This is a genomic window from Eubacterium callanderi (genome assembly GCF_900142645.1).
Taxonomy (GTDB): Bacteria; Bacillota; Clostridia; order Eubacteriales; family Eubacteriaceae; genus Eubacterium; species Eubacterium callanderi.
Map to the genome: position 1 here is coordinate 74,851 of NZ_FRBP01000005.1, position 24,070 is coordinate 98,920.

Annotated in this window: 21 protein-coding genes; 14 read left to right on the plus strand and 7 right to left on the minus strand. The window is 51.6% G+C overall.

The window, feature by feature from the left end; all coding sequences use genetic code 11:
• Positions 1 to 295: 295 nt before the first annotated feature.
• Entirely contained in the window at positions 296 to 742 is a 447-nt protein-coding gene (locus tag BUC22_RS07495; RefSeq protein ID WP_013378833.1) for an RrF2 family transcriptional regulator, read from the minus strand.
• Positions 743 to 890: 148 nt separating this feature from the next.
• Here BUC22_RS07495 and BUC22_RS07500 point away from each other — a divergent pair, with 148 nt between their 5' ends.
• The 3 genes from BUC22_RS07500 (at position 891) to BUC22_RS07510 (ending at position 5,421) form a co-directional block, all read left to right on the plus strand.
• Positions 891 to 4,211 carry an ABC transporter permease gene (locus BUC22_RS07500; RefSeq protein ID WP_070081133.1) on the plus strand — a complete coding sequence of 1,107 codons (3,321 nt, stop codon included), beginning with the start codon at positions 891 to 893 and terminating at the stop codon, positions 4,209 to 4,211.
• A 78-nt stretch (positions 4,212 to 4,289) separates the two neighbouring features.
• A complete protein-coding gene (locus tag BUC22_RS07505) occupies positions 4,290 to 4,736 on the plus strand; it encodes a GNAT family N-acetyltransferase (protein WP_013378836.1) in 447 nt (148 codons plus the stop codon).
• A 100-nt stretch (positions 4,737 to 4,836) separates the two neighbouring features.
• On the plus strand, positions 4,837 to 5,421 hold the full coding sequence (locus tag BUC22_RS07510) for a GrpB family protein (RefSeq protein ID WP_041689806.1): 585 nt from the start codon (positions 4,837 to 4,839) through the stop codon (positions 5,419 to 5,421).
• Positions 5,422 to 5,520: 99 nt separating this feature from the next.
• Here the strand turns inward: BUC22_RS07510 and BUC22_RS07515 are convergent, their stop codons facing one another.
• Together BUC22_RS07515 and BUC22_RS07520 are read right to left on the minus strand one after the other, a co-directional pair.
• Entirely contained in the window at positions 5,521 to 5,961 is a 441-nt protein-coding gene (locus BUC22_RS07515; RefSeq protein WP_013378839.1) for a DUF2178 domain-containing protein, read from the minus strand.
• 6 nt (positions 5,962 to 5,967) lie between these two features.
• Positions 5,968 to 6,174, minus strand: coding sequence for a helix-turn-helix transcriptional regulator (locus tag BUC22_RS07520; protein WP_013378840.1), 207 nt, complete (start codon positions 6,172 to 6,174; stop codon positions 5,968 to 5,970).
• A gap of 133 nt (positions 6,175 to 6,307) precedes the next feature.
• Between BUC22_RS07520 and BUC22_RS07525 the strand changes: the two genes are divergently transcribed.
• Positions 6,308 to 7,060: an ABC transporter ATP-binding protein gene (locus BUC22_RS07525; protein WP_041689807.1), complete on the plus strand. Its 753-nt coding sequence runs from the start codon at positions 6,308 to 6,310 to the stop codon at positions 7,058 to 7,060.
• Positions 7,047 to 8,432, plus strand: a complete 1,386-nt coding sequence (locus BUC22_RS07530) for an ABC transporter permease family protein (RefSeq protein ID WP_013378842.1) — start codon at positions 7,047 to 7,049, stop codon at positions 8,430 to 8,432. Before BUC22_RS07525 ends, BUC22_RS07530 begins: the two co-directional genes overlap by 14 nt.
• A gap of 78 nt (positions 8,433 to 8,510) precedes the next feature.
• Here the strand turns inward: BUC22_RS07530 and BUC22_RS07535 are convergent, their stop codons facing one another.
• Complete coding sequence (locus tag BUC22_RS07535; protein ID WP_013378843.1) at positions 8,511 to 8,783, minus strand: TfoX/Sxy family protein; 273 nt, start codon at positions 8,781 to 8,783, stop codon at positions 8,511 to 8,513.
• 74 nt (positions 8,784 to 8,857) lie between these two features.
• The gene (locus BUC22_RS07540; RefSeq protein ID WP_013378844.1) at positions 8,858 to 9,748 is read right to left on the minus strand and encodes a DegV family protein; all 891 of its coding nucleotides are present in this window, start codon (positions 9,746 to 9,748) and stop codon (positions 8,858 to 8,860) included.
• A gap of 173 nt (positions 9,749 to 9,921) precedes the next feature.
• On the opposite strand from BUC22_RS07540, the gene BUC22_RS07545 reads away from it, so the two are divergent.
• From BUC22_RS07545 to BUC22_RS07565, 6 genes are all read left to right on the plus strand, one after another.
• Entirely contained in the window at positions 9,922 to 12,072 is a 2,151-nt protein-coding gene (locus tag BUC22_RS07545) for a Tex family protein (RefSeq protein ID WP_013378854.1), read from the plus strand.
• A gap of 176 nt (positions 12,073 to 12,248) precedes the next feature.
• Entirely contained in the window at positions 12,249 to 13,589 is a 1,341-nt protein-coding gene (locus BUC22_RS07550) for an MATE family efflux transporter (RefSeq protein ID WP_013378855.1), read from the plus strand.
• 86 nt (positions 13,590 to 13,675) lie between these two features.
• Complete coding sequence (locus tag BUC22_RS07555; RefSeq protein ID WP_013378856.1) at positions 13,676 to 14,149, plus strand: CarD family transcriptional regulator; 474 nt, start codon at positions 13,676 to 13,678, stop codon at positions 14,147 to 14,149.
• 147 nt (positions 14,150 to 14,296) lie between these two features.
• The gene (locus tag BUC22_RS07560) at positions 14,297 to 15,403 is read left to right on the plus strand and encodes a PIN/TRAM domain-containing protein (RefSeq protein WP_013378857.1); all 1,107 of its coding nucleotides are present in this window, start codon (positions 14,297 to 14,299) and stop codon (positions 15,401 to 15,403) included.
• Between the two features lie 72 nt (positions 15,404 to 15,475).
• On the plus strand, positions 15,476 to 15,616 hold the full coding sequence (locus BUC22_RS21765) for a hypothetical protein (RefSeq protein ID WP_159435620.1): 141 nt from the start codon (positions 15,476 to 15,478) through the stop codon (positions 15,614 to 15,616).
• Entirely contained in the window at positions 15,571 to 16,959 is a 1,389-nt protein-coding gene (locus BUC22_RS07565) for an RsmF rRNA methyltransferase first C-terminal domain-containing protein (RefSeq protein ID WP_013378858.1), read from the plus strand. The genes BUC22_RS21765 and BUC22_RS07565 overlap by 46 nt, the downstream gene beginning before the upstream one ends.
• A gap of 106 nt (positions 16,960 to 17,065) precedes the next feature.
• Here BUC22_RS07565 and BUC22_RS07570 read toward each other — a convergent pair whose 3' ends face one another.
• Positions 17,066 to 18,328, minus strand: a complete 1,263-nt coding sequence (locus tag BUC22_RS07570; RefSeq protein ID WP_073382656.1) for an MFS transporter — start codon at positions 18,326 to 18,328, stop codon at positions 17,066 to 17,068.
• 251 nt (positions 18,329 to 18,579) lie between these two features.
• Between BUC22_RS07570 and BUC22_RS07575 the strand changes: the two genes are divergently transcribed.
• Positions 18,580 to 18,873: an ArsR/SmtB family transcription factor gene (locus tag BUC22_RS07575; RefSeq protein WP_013378860.1), complete on the plus strand. Its 294-nt coding sequence runs from the start codon at positions 18,580 to 18,582 to the stop codon at positions 18,871 to 18,873.
• Entirely contained in the window at positions 18,870 to 21,359 is a 2,490-nt protein-coding gene (locus BUC22_RS07580; RefSeq protein ID WP_013378861.1) for an FAD-dependent oxidoreductase, read from the plus strand. The genes BUC22_RS07575 and BUC22_RS07580 overlap by 4 nt, the downstream gene beginning before the upstream one ends.
• Positions 21,360 to 21,587: 228 nt before the next feature.
• On the opposite strand, the gene BUC22_RS07585 is transcribed toward BUC22_RS07580, so the two are convergent.
• The gene (locus tag BUC22_RS07585) at positions 21,588 to 22,352 is read right to left on the minus strand and encodes an exodeoxyribonuclease III (RefSeq protein WP_013378863.1); all 765 of its coding nucleotides are present in this window, start codon (positions 22,350 to 22,352) and stop codon (positions 21,588 to 21,590) included.
• A 105-nt stretch (positions 22,353 to 22,457) separates the two neighbouring features.
• Between BUC22_RS07585 and BUC22_RS07590 the strand changes: the two genes are divergently transcribed.
• Complete coding sequence (locus tag BUC22_RS07590; RefSeq protein WP_073382658.1) at positions 22,458 to 23,957, plus strand: FGGY-family carbohydrate kinase; 1,500 nt, start codon at positions 22,458 to 22,460, stop codon at positions 23,955 to 23,957.
• Positions 23,958 to 24,070 lie beyond the last annotated feature (113 nt).

Consider the following 24,070-nt stretch of genomic DNA (forward strand, 5'->3'; position numbering starts at 1 on the left):
GAAAATCTTACTGCCGGGTCGTCAAAATTCTTACTATTTTTTTAAGATTATTGTTTTTAGAGTGACAGGAAAAAGTCTTAAAGAGGGCTTAATTTAAACAGTTTTCACACAGCGTTCATGTTATCGTCACATTTCGAGGGTATTATACTGATATAACAAAGCACGACAGCATCGGACAATCCCTCACCATGATGTGGTGGGTTAACATATACTTTTTCATTTCTTTTCCTTATTTTTACAAAGCAAAAGCTGCCGTCCATGGGGTAATGGCCATGGACGGCAGCTTTTGTCCGTTTCAGATAAAAAACATGAAGTGATTGTTTCCCTTGTACCGGCCGGCTTCGGCAACCAGCTCGTCCAGTGTGATTTTTTCAAGGTGCTCCTGCACTGCCCGGTCCAGCGGGGTGAAGACACATTTCTGCATGGTGTGCTCGATGGCGGGTGAAGCCTCTTCTACACTGGTCTCAGTGTTTTCAAAAAGAATCTGTTCCAGCGCGGTCAGAATTTCGTGGGCGTTGATCTGGTCCGGCTCCCTTGTCAGCCGGTAGCCGCCCTGGGCGCCCTTGACGGAATTGACCAGTCCGGCGCGCTTCAGAAGGGAAAAAACCTGTTCAAGATATATTTTAGAGAGCCCCAGCTTTTCCGCAATTACGATGACCGGAACATAGTCTCCCTCAAAATCTCCCTGGGCAATGGCGATCATAGCCGCCAGACCATAGCGCCCCTTTGCGGATATACGCATCGTGATACCTCCAATTCATAGTAAGTTAATATGTTTAATTCGATTATATCCCGAAATGGCGAACGCGTCAAGTTAATCGCTTAAATTATGGTTAAACATTTCAGATTAATGTGTTAGAATAAAACCAGTATGAGAAAATGAGGGAAGTATGAAAGCATTAAGAAAAGACACAGTGCGGGAAATACGGAAGTCCCTGAGCCGTTTTTTGTCTATCGTGGCAATCATTGCTCTGGGAATCTGTTTTTTTGGGGGCGTCAAGAGCACCAGCCCCAGCATGAAATATACGGCCAACCAGTATTTTGAAGCGCAGAAGCTGGCAGATATCCATCTGGTATCCACCTACGGCTTTACCGACGACGATGTGGCCGCGTTGAAAAAGGTGGAGGGCGTGGCAGCAGTGACGCCAGCCTACTCGACCGATGTGATCGTGGAAAACGGCGAAAAGCGCCCGGTGTTCAAGGTGCTGGCCGTACCGGCTAAGGACGGCTTGAATCAGCCGCTGCTGTTAGAGGGGCGTATGCCGGAAAAGGATAACGAGTGCGTGATCGAGATGCCGGACACTACTGGCCCTCACACAGGCAGGAACGCCTACAGCATCGGAAGCACCATCAGGATGTCGCCCGAGGTAGGCGAAAAAAAGCTGGAGGATACCCTGTCCCAGAGCGAGTACACAGTGGTGGGCTATATCCGTTCGCCACAGTACATCTCCATCGAGCGGGGGTCCACATCGGTGGGCAGCGGGGATGTTTCCTTTTATATGATGGTGAAGCCCGAGGTCTTTAAGTCAGAGCGCTACACCGACGCCTATGTCTATTCCACTGCCAGCGCAGACGGTGTCTCAGCCTACAGCGCCGAGTACAAGGACGCCGTTTCAGATTTGGAAAAACGTCTGGAAACCGTGGGGTACGACCGCCTTCAGATCAACTACGACGATATTATGACCACTGGCACACAGGAGATTGACAAGGCTAAACGGGAGCTTCTGGACGCCCAGACCACCTTTGACAACGAGATCACAAAGGCCGAGCAGCAGCTGCGGGAAGCCGAACAGCAGATCGCGGACGGCGAGGCCGAGCTGGCCGAGGGACAGAGAAGCTATGACGAGATGGTGGTCTCCACCACAAGGACTCTGAATGAGAAGCAGGCCGAGCTGCAGAACGCAGAAACCCAGTGGAACACCGGACAGCAGCAGTATACAGATGGACAGAGCCAGTATGAGCAGAATAAGGCCGCCTTTGACGCTGGAAAGCCTGAGGCCGAGAAGCAGATTGCTGATAAAAAAGCCGAGCTGGATCAGCTTGGGGGCATGATCGGCAGCATCAAGAGCCAGATCGCAGTCATCGAGGCCATTCCAGAAGAAAAGCGGACGGAAGAACAGAAGCAGGCGCTGATCCAGTTAAAGGCCCAGCTGCAAACTCTTCAGCCGGTTTATGACCAGGGGACAGAGGCACTGGACGCAGCTATACAGCAGCTAAAGGACGCCGAGAGTCAGCTGGCAGCCGCAAAAGCCCAGCTGGATCAGTCAAAGGCCGCGCTGGACAGCGCGGCGGCCCAGATTGAGCAGGGAAAGACCGCCATTGCTCAGGGCTGGCAGCAGCTTGAGCAGGGAAAGGCTCAGGCAGAGCAGCAGCTCGCAGAAGGGCGGCAGAAACTGGACGACGCAAGACGCCAGCTGGCTGAGGGACGCGCTGAGCTGGAAACAAAACGCGCCGAGGGACAGCAGAAGCTGGATGACGCCCGGCAGAAAATTGCGGACAGCGAAAAGGAACTGAAAGACGTAGACTTTGGCAAGTGGTACGTGTTTAACCGTGACGATAACCCAGGTTACAGCGGTTACGGCGAGGACGCCAACCGTATCGACAATGTGGCCGGCATTTTTCCGGTGTTCTTCCTGCTGGTGGCTGCGCTGGTGGCCTTTACGACCATGACCCGCATGGTTGAGGAACAGCGCATGGAACTCGGGACTCTGAAAGCCCTGGGCTACAGTCCGGCCAGTATCGCGTCCAAGTTTGTGATTTACGCAGCCCTGGCGGCTGTGGTGGGCTGCGCCATCGGTGTGGTCAGCGGTATTAATACGCTGCCCAGGCTGATCGTAGGCGCTTACAGCCTGCTGTACCAGGTGCCAGAGCTGTCGCTTTCAGTGCCCTGGGGCGCGATTATCATCAGCTGTATTATTACCATCCTGTGTACTGTAGGGGCGGCGATCCTTATCTGCTCTGTGGAGCTGAGGGAAGAACCCTCTGAGCTGATGCGGCCAAAGGCACCGAAGATCGGCAAGCGCATCTTCCTTGAAAAAATTCCGTTTATCTGGAAGCGCATGGGCTTTATCTCCAAGGTTACCGCCCGGAACATCCTGCGCTATAAGGCCCGCTTCTTCATGACTGTTATCGGGATCTCTGGCTGTACCGCCTTAATTCTGGCGGGCTTTGGTCTGCAGGACTCCATTTTCTCCATCATCCCCAAGCAGTTTGAGGAGATATCCGTATACGACGGTATGATGGCCTTTAAAAACGAGGATACCCTGGAGGCAAAGGCGCCCCTGGAATCTGAACTGAGGGCTGATCCTCAGGTTGAGGACGCCATGCTGGCCAAACAGCTGAAGATGAGCGTCTCTTTAGCGGATGGTGGTCATTCGAAGGACGCTTACCTCTATGTGCCAGAAACACCCGGCGATATGAATCACTTCATCAATCTGCGCCACCGGAAGGAGCCGGATCAAAAGCTGGATCTGGATGACAGCGGCGCCATCATCACCGAAAAGCTCGCGAATGACCTGGGCATTAAGGTGGGCGACACCATACGGCTGTACTCAGACGATAAGGAATTTAAGATAGAGGTCGCGGATATTACGGAAAATTATATTGAAAACTATGTGTATGTATCACCAAAGGCCTATGAGAGCGCTTCAGGTGAGCCGGTCAAATACAATATTGCCTATTTTAACCTGAAGGATACTGGCACAGATGCCGAGAACACCTTTGGGGAAAAATGGCTGGAGAACAGCGATGTGGTGTCTGTGAGCTTTACAGGCAGCATTGTCAAATCCTCCACGGACAGCCTGAGCAGCCTGAACATGGTGGTGCTGGTCATGCTGGTGGCTGCCGGAGCCCTGGCCTTCGTGGTGCTTTACAACCTGACCAATATCAATGTGTCGGAGCGGGTGCGTGAGATTGCAACCATCCGCGTTCTGGGCTTCTATGACCGGGAGACAAATAACTATATTTTCAGGGAAAATATTATTCTTTCCTTTATCGGGATGCTCATCGGTCTGGGACTGGGCGTGATCTTAAACAACTTTATCATCACCACTGTCGAGACCGACATCGTCATGTTTGGCCGGGGCATCGACCCCAGCAGCTATATCTTTGCCTGCCTGTTCACCATGGCCTTTACCCTGATTGTCAATCTCTTCATGGCGCCGGTGATCAAAAAAGTGGACATGGTTGAGTCGCTCAAGAGTATTGAGTAGCGTTTGATAGGACCCCTTCAATAAAATAATGATGTCGTGTTATACGGAAGTAAGGATAAGTAAAATGGCGGAGACAGAATGATTATAAAAACCATTGAAAACAGCGAAAAAGTGAATTTTATGGAGCTTCTGCTCCTTGCCGATGAAGATTGGAAGATGATCGAGAAATACTTATATCGAGGAGAATTATTTGCCTTATATGATGACGACTTAAAAAGCGTCTGCGTCGTTACGCAGGAAAGCGACTGCATCTGTGAACTGAAAAATATAGCTACTTATGAAAAATGGCACGGTGAAGGGTATGGAAGCAAACTTCTGGATCACATATTTTCGTATTATAAAGATAAGCATGCAACAATGCTTGTGGGAACTGGCAATGTCCCCTGGATCATGCGGTTTTATAAGAAAAGTGGTTTTAAAGTATCCCACAGAATCAGAAACTTTTTTACAGACAACTACGACCACCCGATGTTTGAGGACGGTGTTCAGCTGGTTGATATGGTTTATTTAAAGAAAGACTTATAAATGAATACTGGTTCCTGAGACAGCAGCCAAAGTCTGAAGGAATCGGAAAAGATGAAACAAGAGACGGTTTTAACTGAGACTGCAGAATGGAGAATTTCTGGTGAAAGCAGATTTAACGGAATTATCATTGGAGGAGCTTTGGACATTGTTTCCCATCATTTTGAAGAAGCATAATCCAAATTATAAAGACTGGTACGAAGAAGAAAAGCAGCGGATTATCCGCCATGTAAAACCAGAAAATATTGTCCGGATCAGCCACATTGGGAGTACGGCTGTTGAGGGGCTGGCCGCAAAACCGACTGTTGATATTTTGCTGGAAATTGACGGAGCCTGCAGTGTTTCCGAGGCCACTGAGGCGCTGGAAAACCTTGGCTGGGGACTGATGTCACGGGAGAACGACCCGGTAAAGCTGTCCTTTAACAAGGGCTACACGCCGCAGGGGTTTGCGGACAGGGTCTACCATCTTCATGTGAGATATTTTGGAAATTGGCCTGAGCTTTATTTCAGGGATTTTCTGAAAGCGCATCCCGATGTGGCAGGGGAGTACGAGCGCTTGAAGCTGAAGCTCTGGAAGCAGTATGAATACGACCGGGATGGATACACAGAAGCTAAAACGGATTTTATCAAGCGGTATTCGGATATCGCAAAAATAGAATTTAACAACAAATATTTGCCCGAGCGGTAAGCAAAGGCTCTGGCCTTTCAAACTGCAGCGTATTCAGAGACTCTGTCTTTTGACAGGCGGTCAGTTGAAGGTGGGGTGCATTTAACACCCCGCCTTTTTTTAATGCTGCCTGTAGTAAAGCCAGAAGGCCAGGAAAATCACGAGGACTGCAATCAGGATAGCCCCAAGGATGAGGAACAGGGCCGGGTTGAAAAAGGAGCAGACAATGCCACCGAAGCCCAGGAGGGCAAGGGTCAGGTAGAGGGTGCTGCGGCAGGTTCTCAGCTGAATGGACTGGTTGCGTTCGTCTTTCTCGGCGATTTCGAGAGCTTCAAGCTGATCGGGGGTCTTGAGGGCGCGGGCATACCGCAGGATTCGGAAAATACTGACAGCCTCAATGCCTGCGAACAGGCCCATGCTTTTTGAGAGGACAGAGGTGTCGGGCAGGCCCCCGGACAGAAGACTGTACAGAATACCTGCAATGGCGGCCAGAGCGCCGATGACAGCGACGAGCAGGCTGAGCCTTAAACGCCGGACGATGGTTTTTCTAAAGGGATCCATGGCTTTTTATTCCTCCTCAATTTCTGAAAAATCAAAGACCTCCTCAATGGTCAGGCCAAAATATTTTGAGATTTTGTACGCGAGGGCCAGTGAGGCTGTGTACTTTTCGTTCTCGATGGACGTGATGGTCAGCCGGGTGACCCGGACGGCCTTTGCCAGCTCTGCCTGGGAAATATGCCTTTGTTTTCTCAATTCGCGGATACGTGTTTTCATTCCGAAGCTCCTGCTTTTTTTCTAATCATAATATAAAAACAGGAAAACGACAAGTATCAACGCAGAATAGTATAGCACACTATACAAATATTGTATAGTGTGCTATACTATTTTCGGAAAGAGAGGGATGAGAATGGCATTTATTGAAATAAAACAGGTGAGCAAAAGCTTTGGGAGTGTGCGGGCTTTGAACCAGCTGGCACTCAGCGTCTCGCAGGGATCGATCTGTGCGCTTCTGGGACACAACGGCGCGGGAAAAACCACCACGCTTCGTCTGATTCTGGGGCTCCTGTCGCCGGACAGCGGGGAGATCGCAGTCGGCGGCCTGGACCCGGAGGCGGAAGGGGATGCTGTCCGCCGGTTCTGCGGTGTACTGTCTGAGGACACGGGCCTGTACGAGCCACTGAGCGTCTATGACAACCTGAGCTATTTTGCGCGGCTTTATGGCATGAAACGCCAGGATTATGACGCGCGGATTGACACATTGCTCGCGCACTTTGATATTCTGGATAAAAAAAATCTGGCAGTCAAGGGCTTCTCTACAGGGATGAAGAAAAAGGTGGCGCTGATTCGTGCTCTGCTGCACCGTCCGCGGCTGCTGCTTTTAGATGAGCCCACAAACGGGCTGGACCCGGTGAGCATCGAGCATCTGCGCTCCATGCTCAGGGAGCTGGCTGAGGAAAGTGGCGCCACCATTATCCTGACCACCCACAACCTGAATGAGGTCGAACGGATGGCAGACCAGATCGCTATTCTGCGCCACGGCAGAAACATTTTTACCAACAGCTTGGACGCCCTGAGACAGGAAACCAATGAAGATGGCTTTGATCTGGAAAGACTGTATATGAAAATTGAAGGGCAGGCGGAAAAATATGGACGGAATTAGAGCAGTCTGTACCCAGCAGTGGCGTCTGGCCCTTAAGGACAGCGGCACCCTGGCGTTTTACGCCTGCGGGGCTCTTGCCATTGGCGGGCTGTCCCTGTGGCGGCCCGCCGGACCCTTTGTGCTGAACGCCATGGTGCTGTATCCGCTGTTTCTGCTGGGGCAGTGGGCTTCTGAGGCCTTTGCGGCGGAAAAGGAAACGCGGACCCTTGAGAGCCTTCTGTCCACAAGTGTGGAAAAGAAGCAGCTACTGTTTGGAAAGGGGGCTTTCTGTCTGGAGGCTTCATGCGCTTGCTTTTGCCTGAGCTTGGCGCCGGTGCTTATTTTAAAGGAGGCAGTGGGTGCTCTGCCTGACGTCAGCGGGGAGATGCTGCTTGCTGTGGCTGGACTTTTTATCCTTGGCGCAGTGTGTCTGACCCTGACCGGACTGTACACCTCGGCGGTCTCCGCGGATGTACAGGAGGCCGGGAGCCGTGGTCAGCGGTTTTTTATCCCCATTGGCTTTTGTCTGGTGGTGCTGCTGACACTGGTATCTCAGAGGCAGGATGAGGCAGCGGTACTGCTGAGCGCTGTTTTTCTGGTGCTGACGGCCCTGGTCTCTGGCTGGGTGCTCTGGCGGCTGAAACGGCTGAACAGGGGCGGCCTTTTAGCAGATGGCGGAAAAAACCCTGTGGCGGGGAGTGGATATCAGCGGGATATCCGAAGCCAGAGCCTGATAGTTCTTGGCCATGAATGGCGGTATTTTAAAGCGCTGGGGCGTTTTAAGCTCAGCCTGCTGATGTTTACGCTGGCACCGGCCATTTTTATGGTGCTCTGGGACTACTTCTTTGGCGGGGTCAACCTTTATACGGCTCTGGCAGTACTGAGCCTCGGAACGGCCCGGATTACAGTGAATCTGACGGCGTACACCATTGGCGGCGAACGGGCCTACAAAACCTTTGAGTCCCTGCTGTCCACGCCCATTGGCACAGGCGCCCTGTTTCTGGGAAAGGGGCTGCTGGCCCTTCTGTTTTCACTGATCATCAGCGTCCTGGCGGTTCTGCTGGTGCTGGTGGTTTCTGTATTTATCGGCGGAACAGCCCTGTTATCGCCGGATCAGTGGCTGGTTCTGACGGCGGGGCTGTTGTTCAGTCTTCTGATGACCTACGTCACCGGGCTGTCGACTATGCTGATGAAAAAGCCGCGGCAGGGGCTTTATGTGGCGGCGGTGCTGAGCTTTCTGGCTGCTGCTCCGGCCCTGGCGGTCTGGCTCCTGCCCGGGAGTCCGATGCTCTGGGCTTTGGGCAGCCTGATTTTGCTGCTGACAGCGGATCTGCTGCTGGCCGTATTTATCCACAGAAAGATCAGCCGGGAGCAGCTGATGCGGTGTATTTAAAAAAGAGGTGGGGTGCAGAATGCACCCCACCTCTTTTGGGATATGGGATATAGGCGGTCAGCCAAAAAGGAAATGTCCTTATTTTAATTCGTCACTGAAGCTTTTTAAATCACGCTTGACTTCATCGGGCAGCTGGTTGTATTCAATATGGTCAATGGCACCCTGAAGCGTGTACAAATGTACCAGGCAGACGTTTGAAAAACGCGTCTTCAAGCGTAGAAACGCTTCTTTGCTCCCGAGCTGTGACAGTTCCTCGGCAGAGCAGATACCAACAGCCTTAAGCTTCTTTTCAATTTCTCTTCCAATGTTTCGCATAGAGGTCAGTTCGGCCACAAAATCACATCCTTTCATTCCTTCCGCTGGTATAGATTTGTGTTACCAGACAGAGTGGAAAACAGCGCGGTCTGGCGTGTGTTTTCAAAGAGTTACGGGTAAACGCGCACGTAATTGTCTGGCAGGGCATCAAAGAACATGATACCCAGGCAGTCAACGCCGATGTGAACCGTTAGAGCGCTGCCGGCTCCGGCTTCCGGGATCAGGAAATTTTTGGTGCCGAATTCCTTGGTCATGTATTTTTTGACTTTTTCCTGGAGCTCAGGTGCGGTGCTGTTGATCATGCCCACAATCTGGTCCTTATCGGCCATACGCTCGTCGACGGAGGCCATCATTTTTTTCAGAGCCTTTTTCTGTCCGCGGACCTTGTCGAAAGCCAGAATCTGTCCGTCCTTAAAGTAAAGAATCGGAACGATTTTGAGCATCTCACCGATGAGGGCCACATTCTTGCTGATACGGCCGCCCTGAGCCAGCCACCGGATATCGCCCACCATGAAGAATATCTGGATATGTTCGGCCAGAAAGCGCATGCTTGCCACGATTTCTTCGTGGGGCTTATGCAGCTTGTCGAGCTTGAGTCCCTGGTGCAGGATCATCATCATGCCCGTGGTGGCGCATTTGGAGTCCACAATGCTGATTTTGCGCCCCGGATATTTTTCCAGAAGCTCGGAGGCGATGAGGCAGGCCGTCTGGTAGGTTCCGGAAAGTCCGGAGGACAGGGCCAGATAGATGACGTCGTCGCCGTTTTTTAAGTGCTTTTCAAAGGTTTCCTGGTAGGCGAGGGCCTGGACCTGTGAAGTTTTCGGAAAGCTGGATGGATTGTTTTTAACAAAATTGATGACCATTTCCGGGGTAATATCAATACCGTCGTAATAGGTTTTATCATCAAGGGTGACCGGAATCGGCAGGGATTCAAACTCATAACGGCGCAGAATCTCTTCACTGATGTCACACATTGAATCCACAATAAACTTATTTCCCATGGTACCCCTCCTTTTTCAAATTTCTTCTACCATTTTAACATGGCGCGCCGCCTTTGACAATTGGGGGTTTTCAGGCTTAAAAGCATCTTAAATAAAAGGTTTCCTTGCGGCTGACGGCTTATAATGGTAAAATGAACCGATGAGAAATTGTAATTTACAGAGGAGTCAACAACGTGGAATATTTAATTGATAAACTGGCACAGGAATTTAATATACAGCCTAAACAGGTGCAGGACACCGTGGAGCTCATAGACGCGGGCAACACGATCCCCTTTATCGCCCGTTACCGCAAGGAAGTTACCGGCAATCTGAGCGATGTTCTGCTGCGTGATCTGGACGCCCGACTGACCTATCTCAGAAAGCTGCAGAAGCGCAAGGAAGAGATTGCGGGCAGTATCGAGGAACAGGGTAAGCTGACACCTGAGCTTGCGGCCGCCATTGATAAGGCTGCTACACTGCAGGAGGCCGAGGATCTGTACCTGCCCTACAAACAGAAAAAGAAAACCCGGGCATCGGTGGCAAAGGAAAAGGGCTTGGAGCCCCTTGCCAATAAGATCTATTTACAGCTCGATACTGAGGCGGATCTGGCTGAGGATGCCAAAAACTACATCAATCCTGAGAAGGGCGTGGAAACCGCCGAGGATGCCTTACAGGGGGCCATGGACATCATCGCTGAAACCATCTCGGACAACGCGGATTACCGCAAGAAAATCCGCCGTATGGTGACCGAAAAGGGCGCGGTTAAGTCCACAGTCACCAAGGCCTTTGCAGAGGAAAAGACAGAGTTTGAAAATTATTACGACTATGGCGAGCCGGTTAAAAAGATCGCTAACCACCGTGTGCTGGCCCTCAACCGGGGCGAAAAACGCAAGGTGCTGGCTGTGAAGATCATAGACCCGGCAGAAGAAATTCGAACTTACCTGAAGAAATCCATTCTTCGGGACAAGGCCAGCGGCTATCTGGTGAGCGCCATTGAGGACAGCTACAAGCGCCTGATTTTCCCGTCGATTGAGCGTGAGATCCGTACTGAGCTCAAAGAAAAGGCTGAGGAATCCGCCATTAAGATGTTTGCACTCAACCTGAAAAAGCTGCTGCTTCAGCCGCCCTTTAAGGATAAGACGACCATGGGCTTTGACCCGGCCTTCCGTACCGGGTGTAAGATCGCAGTTCTGGACCCCATGGGCAAGCTTTTGGATACCGCCACAGTTTACCCAACGGAGCCGAAAAATGAGGTGGCAAAATCCGAAAAGATTTTGCTGGGTTTGATTGAAAAATACAAGGTGGACATCATCTCCATCGGCAACGGCACCGCCTCCCGGGAATCTGAGCAGTTTGTGGCCGAGATGCTCAAGAAAACCGACCGACCGGTGCAGTACATTGTGGTCAATGAGGCGGGAGCCTCAGTGTACTCGGCCTCTGAGCTGGGCGCTGAGGAGTACCCGGACATCAACGTTTCCCTGAGAGGGGCTATCTCCATTGCGGGCCGCCTGCAGGACCCTCTGTCCGATCTGGTGAAAATCGACCCCAAGCACATCGGAGTTGGCCAGTACCAGCATGATGTCAATCAGAAGGAGCTTGAAAAGGTTCTGGACGATACCGTGGAGGACGCGGTCAACAACGTCGGCGTCAACATCAACCGCGCGTCTGTGTCCCTCTTAAAGCATGTGGCAGGCGTCAACAAAACCATTGCCAAAAACATCATTGACTACCGTGAACAGAATGGTAAATTCGGAAGCCGTAAGGAGATTAAAAAGGTTAAGGGCTTGGGAGCAAAGGCCTTTGAACAATGCGCGGGCTTTCTGCGGATCGATGACGGGGACAATATCCTGGACAACACCGGCGTCCATCCCGAATCCTACAAGGCAGTCCAGAACCTGCTGAAAAGCATGGGTCTGACTACTGCGGACCTGGAGGCCGATAAGCTGGCTGAAACGGTCACCCGGCTCAACGCTCTGGACGTAAAAGCCACAGCGGCCATGCTGGAAATCGGCGAGCCGACGCTGCGGGATATTATCAAGGAGCTGAAAAAGCCGGGACGTGACCCCCGTGACTCTGCACCAAAGCCGCACCTTAAGTCCGATGTTCTGAGCATTGAGGACTTGAAGCCAGACATGGAGCTGGTAGGCACAGTGCGCAACGTCATCGATTTCGGCGCTTTCGTGGATATTGGGGTGCACCAGGACGGATTGGTCCACATCTCACAGATCAGTGACCGCTATATCTCCCATCCCACCGATGTTCTATCCGTCGGCGACGTGGTCACCGTCAAGGTGCTGTCTGTGGATGTGGAACGCAAACGTATCGGGCTCTCCATGCTCGTTTAACAAAGCTTTAAGAAAGACTTGCCACATTCGCGGGAATGTGGTAAATTATACTGAATTAAAGATTAAACGCTTGGTGCCCCTGTCGCCGGACAGGGGCCCGATGTAAAGCGCTGATTTCTCACGCCGTAGGCCATGGGGTGTGAGGAATCAGCGCTTTTATTTTTCAGGAGGAAAACATGGAAAAAACAGAAATGATTACGGGCAGCCTGTCAAAAATATTTGTACACTATGTGTCGCTCAATGTCCTCAGTATGATTGGGCTGTCCTGCTATATTTTGGCAGATACGGTGTTTGTGGCAGGAGGTGTGGGCAACAGCGGTCTGGCGGCCCTGAATCTGGTGCTGCCGGCCTACAGCTTTATTAACGGTGCGGGCCTCATGCTTGGAATGGGCGGGGCGACCCGGTATGCGGTTCTGAGAGGTGAGGGGCGGGATACGGCGGCGGATGGCGTCTTTACCATGACCCTGGCGATGGGGGCAGCCCTGGGCTGCCTGCTGACATTGATTGGCATTTTCTTTACGCCAGCCCTGGCCGGACTGCTGGGGGCAGAGGGAGAGACCCTTTCGCTCTCAGTCCAATACCTGAGGACGATCCTGCTCTTTTCCTGCGCCTTTATCGTCAATAACATTCTGGTCTGCTTTATCCGTAATGATGGAAGCCCTCAGCTGTCCATGGCCGCCATGCTGGCAGGAAGCTTCAGTAATATCGTGCTGGATTACAGCTTCATTTTTCCAATGGGACTGGGAATGTTTGGGGCGGCGCTGGCTACAGGGCTGGCGCCTGTATTCAGCATACTGGTGCTGTCTCTGCATTTTCTACGGCGGAGGAACCACTTCCGACCAGCAGCCTGCACACCGCAGAGAAGGATTGTGCGGGAGATCCTGACAACAGGGCTGCCCTCCTTTGTCACGGAGTTTTCATCTGGGGTGATTATCCTGCTGTTTAACTTTACCATCCTGCGGTTGACCGGCACCACCGGGGTGGCCGCCTACGGGGTAATCTCCAACATTGCCCTGATCGCTGTGGCGGTCTTTACCGGGATCGCCCAGGGCATACAGCCCATTGTCAGCGTTAACTACGGCGCAGGGAGGACAGGACGTGTGTGGCGGACCTACGCGGCGGCGCTTCTGCTGGGCGCAGTTCTGGGGCTGTTGTTTCTGGCGCTGGGGCTTCTGGAGGCAGACGGTATCGTGGGCATATTTAACTGGGAAGGAAATGTGGAGATGGACCGGATTGCCTCGTCAGGTATCCACTTATATTTCCTGGCGTTTCTGTTTATGGGCGCCAATATTGTGACCACCTCACTCTTTGCCTCCATCAACCGCCCGGGGCCGTCCTTTGCAGTGTCTATTCTGCGGGGACTGGCCGCTGTGGTCATCTTTCTGCTTATTCTGCCGCCTGCTCTGGGCATGGATGGTGTGTGGCTGACCATTCCGGCCGCGGAGCTGACCACGCTTTTCGTTTCAGGTATCCTTTTATATCGCGCAAAAGGGCTGAAAAGTGAAAAAATTCATTGACAAAGCATTAAATTTCTTATAAAATATTACATTTGTGTTTTTTTTATGGTATAATGAAACCAGCAATTATGATTGAGGTGTATATAATGTACGAAATCGGCGATAAAATTGTATATCCAATGCATGGTGCAGGTGTGGTCAAAGACATCGAGGAAAAAGAAATTTTTGACACCACCCAGATGTACTATTTAATGGAAATTGTATCTGAGGGAATGGAAATCCTGATTCCTGTAGACAAAGCGGACGAGGTTGGTGTACGTGATATAGTAACATCCGATGTCATTGAAAAAATGCTCGACAGCCTTGAGGAGCCGAGTGACCAGATGAACGGCAATTGGAGCAAGCGGTACCAGGATAATATGGATATCCTGAAAAGCGGCGATATTTTTGACGTTGCCAAGGTCGTGAAAAACCTGACGCTGCTGGACCGGAAAAAGGGACTTTCAACCGGAGAGAAAAAGATGCTTACCTCCGCCAGAAACTTTCTCATCAGTGAGATGGTGCTGGTACAGGGCAGAAGCAAAGAGGAATCGCTTCAGGTGATTGAAGAAAAAATTTAACGCGATTTGGGCGTGTAAGGCGATGATTAAAAAAGAGTTGTCATTTATGACAGCTCTTTCTTTATATGATGCTTTTGGTTTAACAGATTTTTAAGGCTAATCGTGATATAATAAAAATATTATGAATGGAAAGGAGGTGAACATGAAATGCTGCAAAAATTTTTAAGAGTATGTTTTTCGATTTTGGGCATTCTGCTGGGGAGCGCTCTGGCACAGATGGTGATCATTAATGAGTGGATTCAGGCGACCCTGCACATCCAATTTACACCAGAAATCGAGCTGGGAACTTATATTGTTATTATGGTTTTATGTGGACTTATCTTTTTTATTTTCTTCCCTCTGATATTAAAGGGGGTCAAAAATCTTACCAAAATGGTGGAAGCCAGTATGGAAGATGTCCGGCTCGTCGACATTGCTCTGGGGGTTGGCGGCCTGGTAATCGGCCTGATCATCGCGATGCTGATCAGCTTTGCCTTTTATCAGATCCCGTTTCCATGGGTCAGCAGCCTTCTGACCGCAGTGATCTATATCGTCCTGGGGTACCTGGGCTTTACGCTGCCGGTTAAGAAAAGAGATGACATTGTGGCTGCCATTCAGGCAGGCAAAAAGGAACGCGACGGCAGCGCCTCCACCCGGAAGATCTCAAAGAAAAAGAACAATGCCGCGGCCAAGGTGCTGGATACCAGCGTGGTTATCGACGGCCGTATTTACGATATCTGCAAGGTCGGGTTTATGGAGGGGCCGCTTATCGTCCCGGTCTTTGTCCTGAATGAGCTTCAGCTCATCGCGGATTCCTCGGATGATCTCAAGCGCAACCGCGGACGGCGGGGCCTGGATATCATCAATAAGATGCAGAATGATCTGGACGTCCCGGTACAGATATCTGAGGAGGACTATGACGATATTCAGGAGGTTGACGCCAAACTGGTGCGGATGGCCAAGGAAACCAAGTGTAAGATTCTGACCAATGACTACAACCTGAACAAGGTGGCAACGGTCCAGGGTGCTGAGGTTTTAAACATCAACGAGCTGGCCAACGCCGTGAAGCCCGTGGTGCTGCCCGGTGAAGAGATGAAGGTGCTGCTGGTCAAAGCCGGAAAGGAATCCGGTCAGGCCGTTGCCTACCTGGACGACGGCACCATGATTGTTGTGGAAAACGGCAGGAAGTACATCGGCGATAACATTACCGTGATCGTCACCAGTATCCTGCAGACCGCCGCGGGACGGATGATCTTTGCGAAGCCAAGAAAGTGAGATAATGGCGGCTTTGCCTTGTATTTTCGGAAAACGAAAGCGTCGGATATACCGACATAACAGAAGTTACGAATGGAAGATGAAGAATGGAGAATGAAGGAACAAATCCGCTCTGCGGATTTGTTCCTGAATTTTCCATTTTCAATTTATTACAATGGAGATGAATCATGCAGATACCAGAGGCCTTTAAAGAAAAAATGCGGGGACTTTTAAACGATGAGGATTATGAAAAGCTCATGTCTTCTTACGATGGGACCGTGAACAAGGGCATCCGGACCAATACTCTGAAGTGTACCCCGGAGGAAATGGCCCGGAAGACGCCCTTTGAGCTGGAGCCAGTGGACTGGTGTCCGACAGGATACTATATTGACAGTGATATCCGTCCAGGGAAAAATCCTGCCTACTACGCGGGACTGTATTATGTACAGGAGCCCACAGCCATGACCTCCGCCGAGGCCCTTGCACCAGAGCCGGGGGACTGGGTGTTGGACCTCTGTGCCGCGCCAGGCGGAAAATCGACCCAGCTGGCCTGTATGCTTGGGGGACAAGGGCTGCTGGTTGCCAATGAACTGGTCAACAACCGGGCTGAGATTCTTGCCAGCAACGTGGAGCGTATGGGAGTACCCAATGCGCTGCTGTTTAACGAGTTCCCGGAACGTCTGGCCGCACGGTTTCGCGAGCGCTTTGATAAAATCCTGGTGGACGCTCCCTGCTCGGGAGAGGGCATGTTCCGAAAGGACAACGGTGCTGCTGAGGAGTGGAACCCGGAACGGGTGCTGCACTGTGCGAAACGTCAGATCAAGATTCTGGAGAGCGTGGACAAGCTGCTGAAGCCCGGGGGCGTTATGGTTTATTCGACCTGTACCTTCTCGCCCGAAGAAAACGAACAGGTCATTGAAGATTTCCTGGGAAATGACCGCTATGAGCTGATGGACATTGATCTCGGGGGGCTTAATGACCGCGGCCGGCCCGAATGGTCTGAAAAGGGGACACCAGCGCTTACAAAGACCCTTCATGTCATGCCCTTCCATGTCCGGGGTGAGGGTCATTTTATCGCCAAACTCCGAAAAACAGCGGAGTGTCCTCCTGAGGAAGAGGCCCTCAGGCTCAAGAGAAAGTCCCGGCTAAAGCCTGCCGGGCGCAGAGAGCTTGGTGATTATGAGGTCTTTGCCGAAGAATATCTGAACCGGAGGTTCAACAACCTGCATCTGCAGGGAGATCAGCTCTACAGCCTGCCCGAAGGCATCACCCTGAAGGACATTGAGGGACTGAAGGTACTGCGCCCCGGCATACACTTGGGCACACTCAAGAAAAACCGCTTTGAACCGTCTCATACACTCGCCATGGTGCTGAAGCCTGAGGACTTTAAAACCGTCTATACCGTGAAGGATGACGAGGAGGCGTACACCTATCTCAAAGGCGAACCCATTACCGGGGCAGACCTTAAAGGCTGGGTGCTGGTCTGCTTTGAAAAATGGCCCTTGGGTTTTGGAAAAGCCAGCCAAGGTATGATTAAAAACCACTTCCCCAAGGGGCTGCGTATTCGGAAAAAATAGAAAAAGCCCTTAGAAAGACATGCTCAAAAGGCTCAAAACGCCATTTGTTGGTGGTTTTGAGCCTTTTGAGTATGGGAGACAAAGGAAAATAAAATTTGGACGCAGCTTAAAGCCCCGCATGTGTCCCACTGCTTTTTTCATGATTGATCCTTCTCACTGCAATCACAAACAGCACAAAGCCGATGACAAACAAAAAGGAGATGGAGATAATGCCATAGCGGGAGTGGCCGGTGAGCTGGGTGACCACGCTGACCAGCAGTGTGCCGGTAAAGGCCGCGCCTTTGCCGAAAATGTCGTAAAAGCCAAAGTACTCGGCGGATTTCTCCTTGGGGATGATCTTGGCAAAGTAAGACCGGGACAGAGCCTGAATGCCGCCCTGGAAGATGGCGACACAGACCGCCAGAAACCAGAATTCCCAGGCCCTATCCAGTTGAATGGCAAAGAGGGCGATGAAAAAATAGCCGATGATTCCAACGTAAATCAGCTTTTCGGTTTTCACTCTTTTGGACAGCCAGCCAAACAGGAGTGCGAAAGGGAAAGCGACGATCTGGGTGAGTAACAGCGCCATCAACAGGTCATTATCGCCTACGCCCACGTCCTTGCCGTAAGAGGTCGCCATCTCGATGATGGTGTAAACACCGTCGATATAGAAGAAAAACGCTACCAGGAACAGCACAATGTTTTTATTCTGACGGATATTTTTAATGGTGTGGCCCAGGCGTACAAAGCCTTCCTTAACCGGGTTAGATACATGCCCCACAGAAAATTTCTGCCGGTAGCCTCTGAGCAGTGGCACAGTCATGAGCACCCACCACACTGCGGTGATGACAAAAGAAATGGACGTTGCCAGCTGGGTGCTGATGCCGATGCTTCCGGAAAAGAGCACCAGGAGCATACAGGCCGCGAAGGGAATACAGCTGCCGATGTAGCCAAAGGCGTAGCCCACGCTGGAGACCTCGTCCATGCGGTCATCGGTGGTGACATCCGTGAGCATGGAGTCACAGAAAATAAGACTGCCATTATAGCCGATTTTAGCGACCACAAACATGACGAGAAAGAGTAACCAGCCCATGGGAATCCCCAGGGCCACACAGCCCACAGCCCCCACGCCCAGTGAGAGAAGGAACAGGCGCTTCCGGTAGCCGCTGGTGTCCCCGATGGTGCCGAGAATGGGCCCCAGTATTGCAACAATCAGGGTAGAAATGGAGGTGGCGTACCCAAAGTAGGCGGTGGAGTCCGCCATCGACACTCCGGCACTCGAGGCAATATTTTTAAAGTAAATGGGAATGATGGTCGAGACCAACATAACAAAAGCTGAGTTTCCAACGTCGTACAGAATCCAGGACTTTTCGATTTTAGAAAATTTCATAAGAATCCCCTTTTTAGTGTTCTTTATTTTATTATAAAGAATAATATTAAAAAAAGCTATCTTTATTAAGTTAAAAGTATGTTTGATTTACCAACAAAACCTAAACGTCCGCGGCGGAGCCTTCTCATTTCTGGGTAAAAGGCCGTGTCTTTTAAGCTTTATTTATTTGAAAAAACTTTATTGACAATATTAGAAAAACATAATATAATAATATTATAAAATTTGAATATAAGGATAAAGGAAGTCGATCAATGGATAGGAAAAGGCAGCAGGAAAATGAGCAGGCCGCCGGAATTTTAAAGGCGCTGGCCCACCCGGTGCGGCTGTGTATGGTGCGGGGGCTCATGGAGAGAGGGCGGAACAACGTCTCCTACATGGAGTCCTGTCTGGATGTGTCCCAGTCCGGGATCTCTCAGCATTTGTCCAAGCTCAAGGCAGCCGGGATCGTGCGGGGAACCCGTGAGGGAAATGAAATTTACTACGAGCTCTGTAATGAACAGGTTAAAGAAATTGTAGAAGTTCTATTCAAGGAGGAACAACAATGAAAAAAATTCTGATTGTCGGTGGTGTAGCCGGCGGCGCAACCGCTGCGGCACGTTTGAGACGTTTGAGTGAAGAGGACGAAATCATTCTCTTTGAACGCGACGAGTATATTTCTTTTGCAAACTGTGGTCTGCCCTACTATATTGGGGATGTAATCAAGGACCGCAGCAAGCTGCTGGTGCAGACCGTGGCCGGAATGTCCAAGCGTTTTAACTTGGATATCCGCAATTTCAGTGAAGTGGTTTCCATTGACCGTGCGGGCAGCACTGTGGAGGTTAAAAACACCAAAACCGGTGAGACCTACACCGAAACCTTTGATCACCTGATCCTGTCACCGGGTGCCAAACCCATCGCTCCGCCGATTCCGGGTCTGGCCGAGGCGGACAGCATCTTTACACTGCGCAATGTGGCTGATACGGATAAGATCAAGGCTGAGGTGACCGAGCGCAGCCCCAAACGCGCTGTGGTGGTCGGCGGCGGTTTTATCGGCATCGAAATGGTCGAAAACCTGCGGGAACTGGGCATCAACGTGACACTGGTCGAAAAGCTGAACCAGGTATTAAAACCCCTTGACTACGAAATGGCACAGATCATTCATCAGGAGCTGAACGCCCACGGTGTCAATGTGATCCTGGGTGACGGCGTCGATCATTTTGAGGACGCTGGCAAAAAAGTCGTGCTGGAAAGTGGCATGAAGCTGGACGCTGACATGGTCATCCTGGCCATTGGTGTGGCGCCGGAAAACAAGCTGGCAAAGGACGCAGGATTAAAGCTGGGGACAAGAGGGCACATTGTCACCACTGAAACCTATGAAGTCATGGACGGCGCGAACGGCGAGGTCATTAAAAATATTTACGCCATCGGAGACGCCATTGAGGTCCGTGATTTTGTGGATGGGTCCCAGACTGCTGTACCGCTTGCGTGGCCGGCAAACCGCCAGGGACGTACCGTGGCGGACCACATCAACGGTATTCCCTTTAAAAACCACGGCATTCAGGGAACATCTGTGGCCAAAGTCTTTAACAAGGTTTTTGCCACCACTGGCAACAACGTGGGCCAGCTGCGGGCAAAGGGACTTCCCTTCCAGCAGATTCACGCCCACCGCGGCAATCACGCGGGGTACTATCCAGACTCCACGAATATTGCGCTGAAGCTCATCTATGACCCTAAGACCCTGAAGGTTCTGGGTGCCCAGGCAGTAGGACAGGAGGGGACTGAAAAGCGCATTGACGTCATTGCCTCTGTGATGAAAATGGGCGGCACCATCTATGATTTACAGGACATGGAACTGTCCTACGCGCCGCCGTTTTCAGCTGCCAAGGACCCGGTCAATATTTTAGGCTACATTGCCCAGAATATTGATGAAGGCGTCTATAAAACCGTCGAGTGGGATGAAATTGACGACATTATCGCAGGCGGCGGTTACCTGCTGGATGTCCGCACACCGGTCGAATTTGGCGCAGGCCATGTGGAAGGTTCCCACAATCTGGAGCTGGACACCCTGAGAGACCATATCGACGAAATTCCAGTGGGCAAGGACGAACCTCTGTATATTACCTGTCAGGTGGGTCTGAGAGGGTACCTGGCTATCCGGATCCTGGAGGATCACGGCTTCACCAACCTTTACAACCTGGCTGGCGGCTATAATACCTATAAAGCCGGCCATTACAAGCTGGCAGAACCGAACTTTGACGTGGAGGGTTCAAAGCTGGGGGAGCCAGAAGCCCCCGAGGGGGCGAAAGCAGACGTAAACCCTGTTAAGACAGTGGACGTGACCGGGCTCCAGTGTCCTGGCCCGCTGATGGCAACCTACAAGGCTGTGAGTGAGGTAAAGGAGGGCGAGCTGGTACAGACCATTGCCACCGATTTTGGTTTTGTGCAGGATGTGGAGTGCTGGTGTAAAACTAACGGCCATACCCTGATTTCACAGGAAACCAGAGGAAATAAATACATTGCCACCATCCGAAAGGGCGGCGGCGCCTCTGCCTGCGGGCTGGCTGCGGCAGATCCGGCAGTTCAGAAAAACGCCACCATGGTCGTGTTTGACGGTGAACTGGACAAGGCCATCGCAGCCATGATCATCGCCCAGGGCGCAGCGGCCCAGGGCAAGGATGTCACCCTGTTTTTTACCTTCTGGGGCCTGAACGTACTGCGTAAACCGAAAGCGCCGAAGGTGAAGAAAAACCGGATTGAAAAAATGTTCGGCCTGATGATGCCAAAGGGTGCCAGACGGCTGCCCCTATCAAAGATGAATATGTTTGGCATTGGGCCTGCCATGATCAAGAGCATTATGAAAAAGAAAAATGTGGACGACATCGAAACCATGATCCACAAGGCTCAGGATGCCGGGGTACGCTTTATTGCCTGTACCATGAGCATGGAGCTCATGGGGATTAAGAAGGAAGAACTCATTGACGGTATCGAATATGCGGGCGTCGGCACCTACATCGCCAGCAATGAAAATGTCGGAACGACTTTATTTATTTAACATCGCCACGTACAAAAAGCCACTGCGGATTTTGCAGTGGCTTTTTGACGTTGACGAAACCAGGAGAAGGTGGTTAAGAGCAAAATAAAAAAGCTGATTTTTCGGTATATGGATACACCCCTCTTCCTGGAAAGCTTACATGCTGGAAAGAGAGAAGGGAAACTCAAAATAAATTATTTTTAAAAAATATGTAAAGACCCGGCACAGTACGTGTGCCAGGTCTTTCTTTTAAATCTTAATCTCAATGGAAACCGGACAGTGATCAGAACCGGTGACCTCTGTGTGAATGGCCGCGTCTTTGACCATGTCGATGGCGTTGTCAGACACGAAGAAGTAGTCAATGCGCCAACCGGCGTTGTTGGCCCGGGCGTTAAAACGGTAGGACCACCAGGAGTACTCGACGGTATCCGGATGCAGATGGCGGTAAGTATCCACATAGCCGTTTTCAAAGAAATGGTCGAGCCACTCACGCTCCATGGGCAGGAAGCCAGAGCGTTTAGCGTTGGATTTGGGATTTTTCAGGTCCATCTCGGTGTGCGCGGTATTGACGTCACCGCAGATAATGACCTTTTTACCCTGGGCCACCAGGGCGTTGACATCCTTTAAAAAGCAGTCATAAAAATCCATTTTGAACTGGAGGCGTTCATCGTCCTTCTGACCGTTGGGGAAGTAAATATTAAAGAGGGTGAATTCCGGGTATTCCATGATAATGGTGCGGCCCTCGTGGTTGAAGCGGTCCTCAGACAGACCGGTGGTGATCGAGATGGGTTCTTCTTTATAGTAGACAGCAGTACCGCTGTAGCCCTTGCGCTCGGCAGCGTGGAAAAAGCTGTGGTAACCGGGAATACAACGGATGTCCTCGCTGATCTGATCCTCTGCGGCTTTGACCTCCTGAAGGCATAAGATATCGGGCTGGGCGGCTTCAACCCATTCGGTAAAGCCCTTTTGTGCCACCGCGCGGATGCCGTTGACGTTCCAGGAATATAATTTCATATCAATGCTCCTTTATCGATTTTTTATTGTTTTTTTGGTATAATATGATTTATTATAACACAGAATCATGAGCACTGAGCCAAGAAATGTACGGGAGATGAAAAAATGAACTATATCATCGGGATTGACGGCGGAACCACCAAAATAAAGGCAGTCCTTTTCGACACTACAGGCCACGAGATCGAAACAGTGGCGGCCCCCAGCGATATTCTGGAAGACGGTGTGCGCAAAGAACTGGACATGGATTTTTTCTGGGAAAAGACAGCGGCCTGCGTGCGCCTGCTGATGGAGAAGGGGCCTGCGACGCCTGAGGAGATCCTGGCTGTCGGCGTGACAGGACAGGGCGAGGGCTTGTGGGCTCTGGATAAAAACAACCGGCCGGTGAGCCGCGCCATTTTGTGGAATGACGGACGCGCCCACGAGGAAAACTGGGCCGTCAATGAGAAGACTCCTGGGATTGGCAAGCTGGTACACCGGAACCTGGGCACGCCGGCCGGGGCCGGGAGCGCCCTTCTTTTGCTGCGGTGGACCAAGGATAACCGTCCGGATGTGTACCGCCAGATTCAGACAGTGTTCTTCGCAAAGGACTGGCTGCGCTACTGTATGACGGATAAAATCGCCACAGACCCCACCGACGGAGGCGCCGCCTATCTGCGGCTCATCGATGGCGCGCCAGCGGTACAGGCCCTGACCGTGCTCAGTCTTTCTGAGGCGGAAAGCGGCATTCCCGAGGTACTGCCCTCCGACACCATTGCCGGCCAATTGACAGCGGCAGCTGCGGAAAAAATGGGCCTGCGGGCTGGAATCCCGGTGGTTACCGGGGCCATGGACGTGGTGGCTTCAGCGGTGGGAACTGGCGCGGTGGGCGTGGGTGACGCCGCGGTGGTGCTGGGCACCACCTGCGCCGTGGAGCAGGTACTGCGTCTCCGCGATTGCGATGTGACACGCTGCCGCAGGCACTACCTGCACCATGTGCAGGCGGATCTGGCCATTGATTTGTCCTCCACCATCAACGGTATGGAAAACGTGGAGTGGATGATGCGTGAGATTGCCAGGAGCGGCAATTATCGGGTGGTGGAGGGACTTATCGAGGATACCCGTCCGGGCAGCGGCGGGGTTGTTTACCACCCTTATCTGTCGGCGGCCGGTGAGCGGGCTCCTTTCCAGCACCGGGATGCCAGCGCCAGTTTTTTTGGGGTGAACTCAGGAACGACCAAGGGCGACCTTATGCGCGCGGTGTATGAGGGGCTGGCCTTCTCAGTCCGTGACTGCCTGGAAGGCGGCGGTTACCGGGGACGCCTGCTGCTTTCCGGCGGCGGCGCAGGAAGCGAGACCTTGTCACAGATGATCGCCGACGTGACTGGGCAGTCCGTAGTGGTGTCCAGGGGCGCGGAGTTTGGCGCCCTGGGGGCTGCTATGACCGCCGGAGTGGCCGTTGGCCTCTTTGACAGCATAGGAAACGCCGCCGTTAAATGCTGCCGTCTTAAAAAGATTTACAAGCCACGCCAAAACGCGATGTACGAAAAGTGCTATACCTTCTACCGTGAGCTCAGAGCTGCTTTCGGGCCGTTGTGGGAGCGTCGGGCAGAGATTTTTGAGAAATAAAAGTAAATTCAATAAAGAAAAGCAATTTTTATGAATAAAAAGTCTGATGTGCGTTTTTGTGCATTGGACTTTTTATTTTGCGCTATTTGGGGCTAAAAAGATAAAATCGGAAC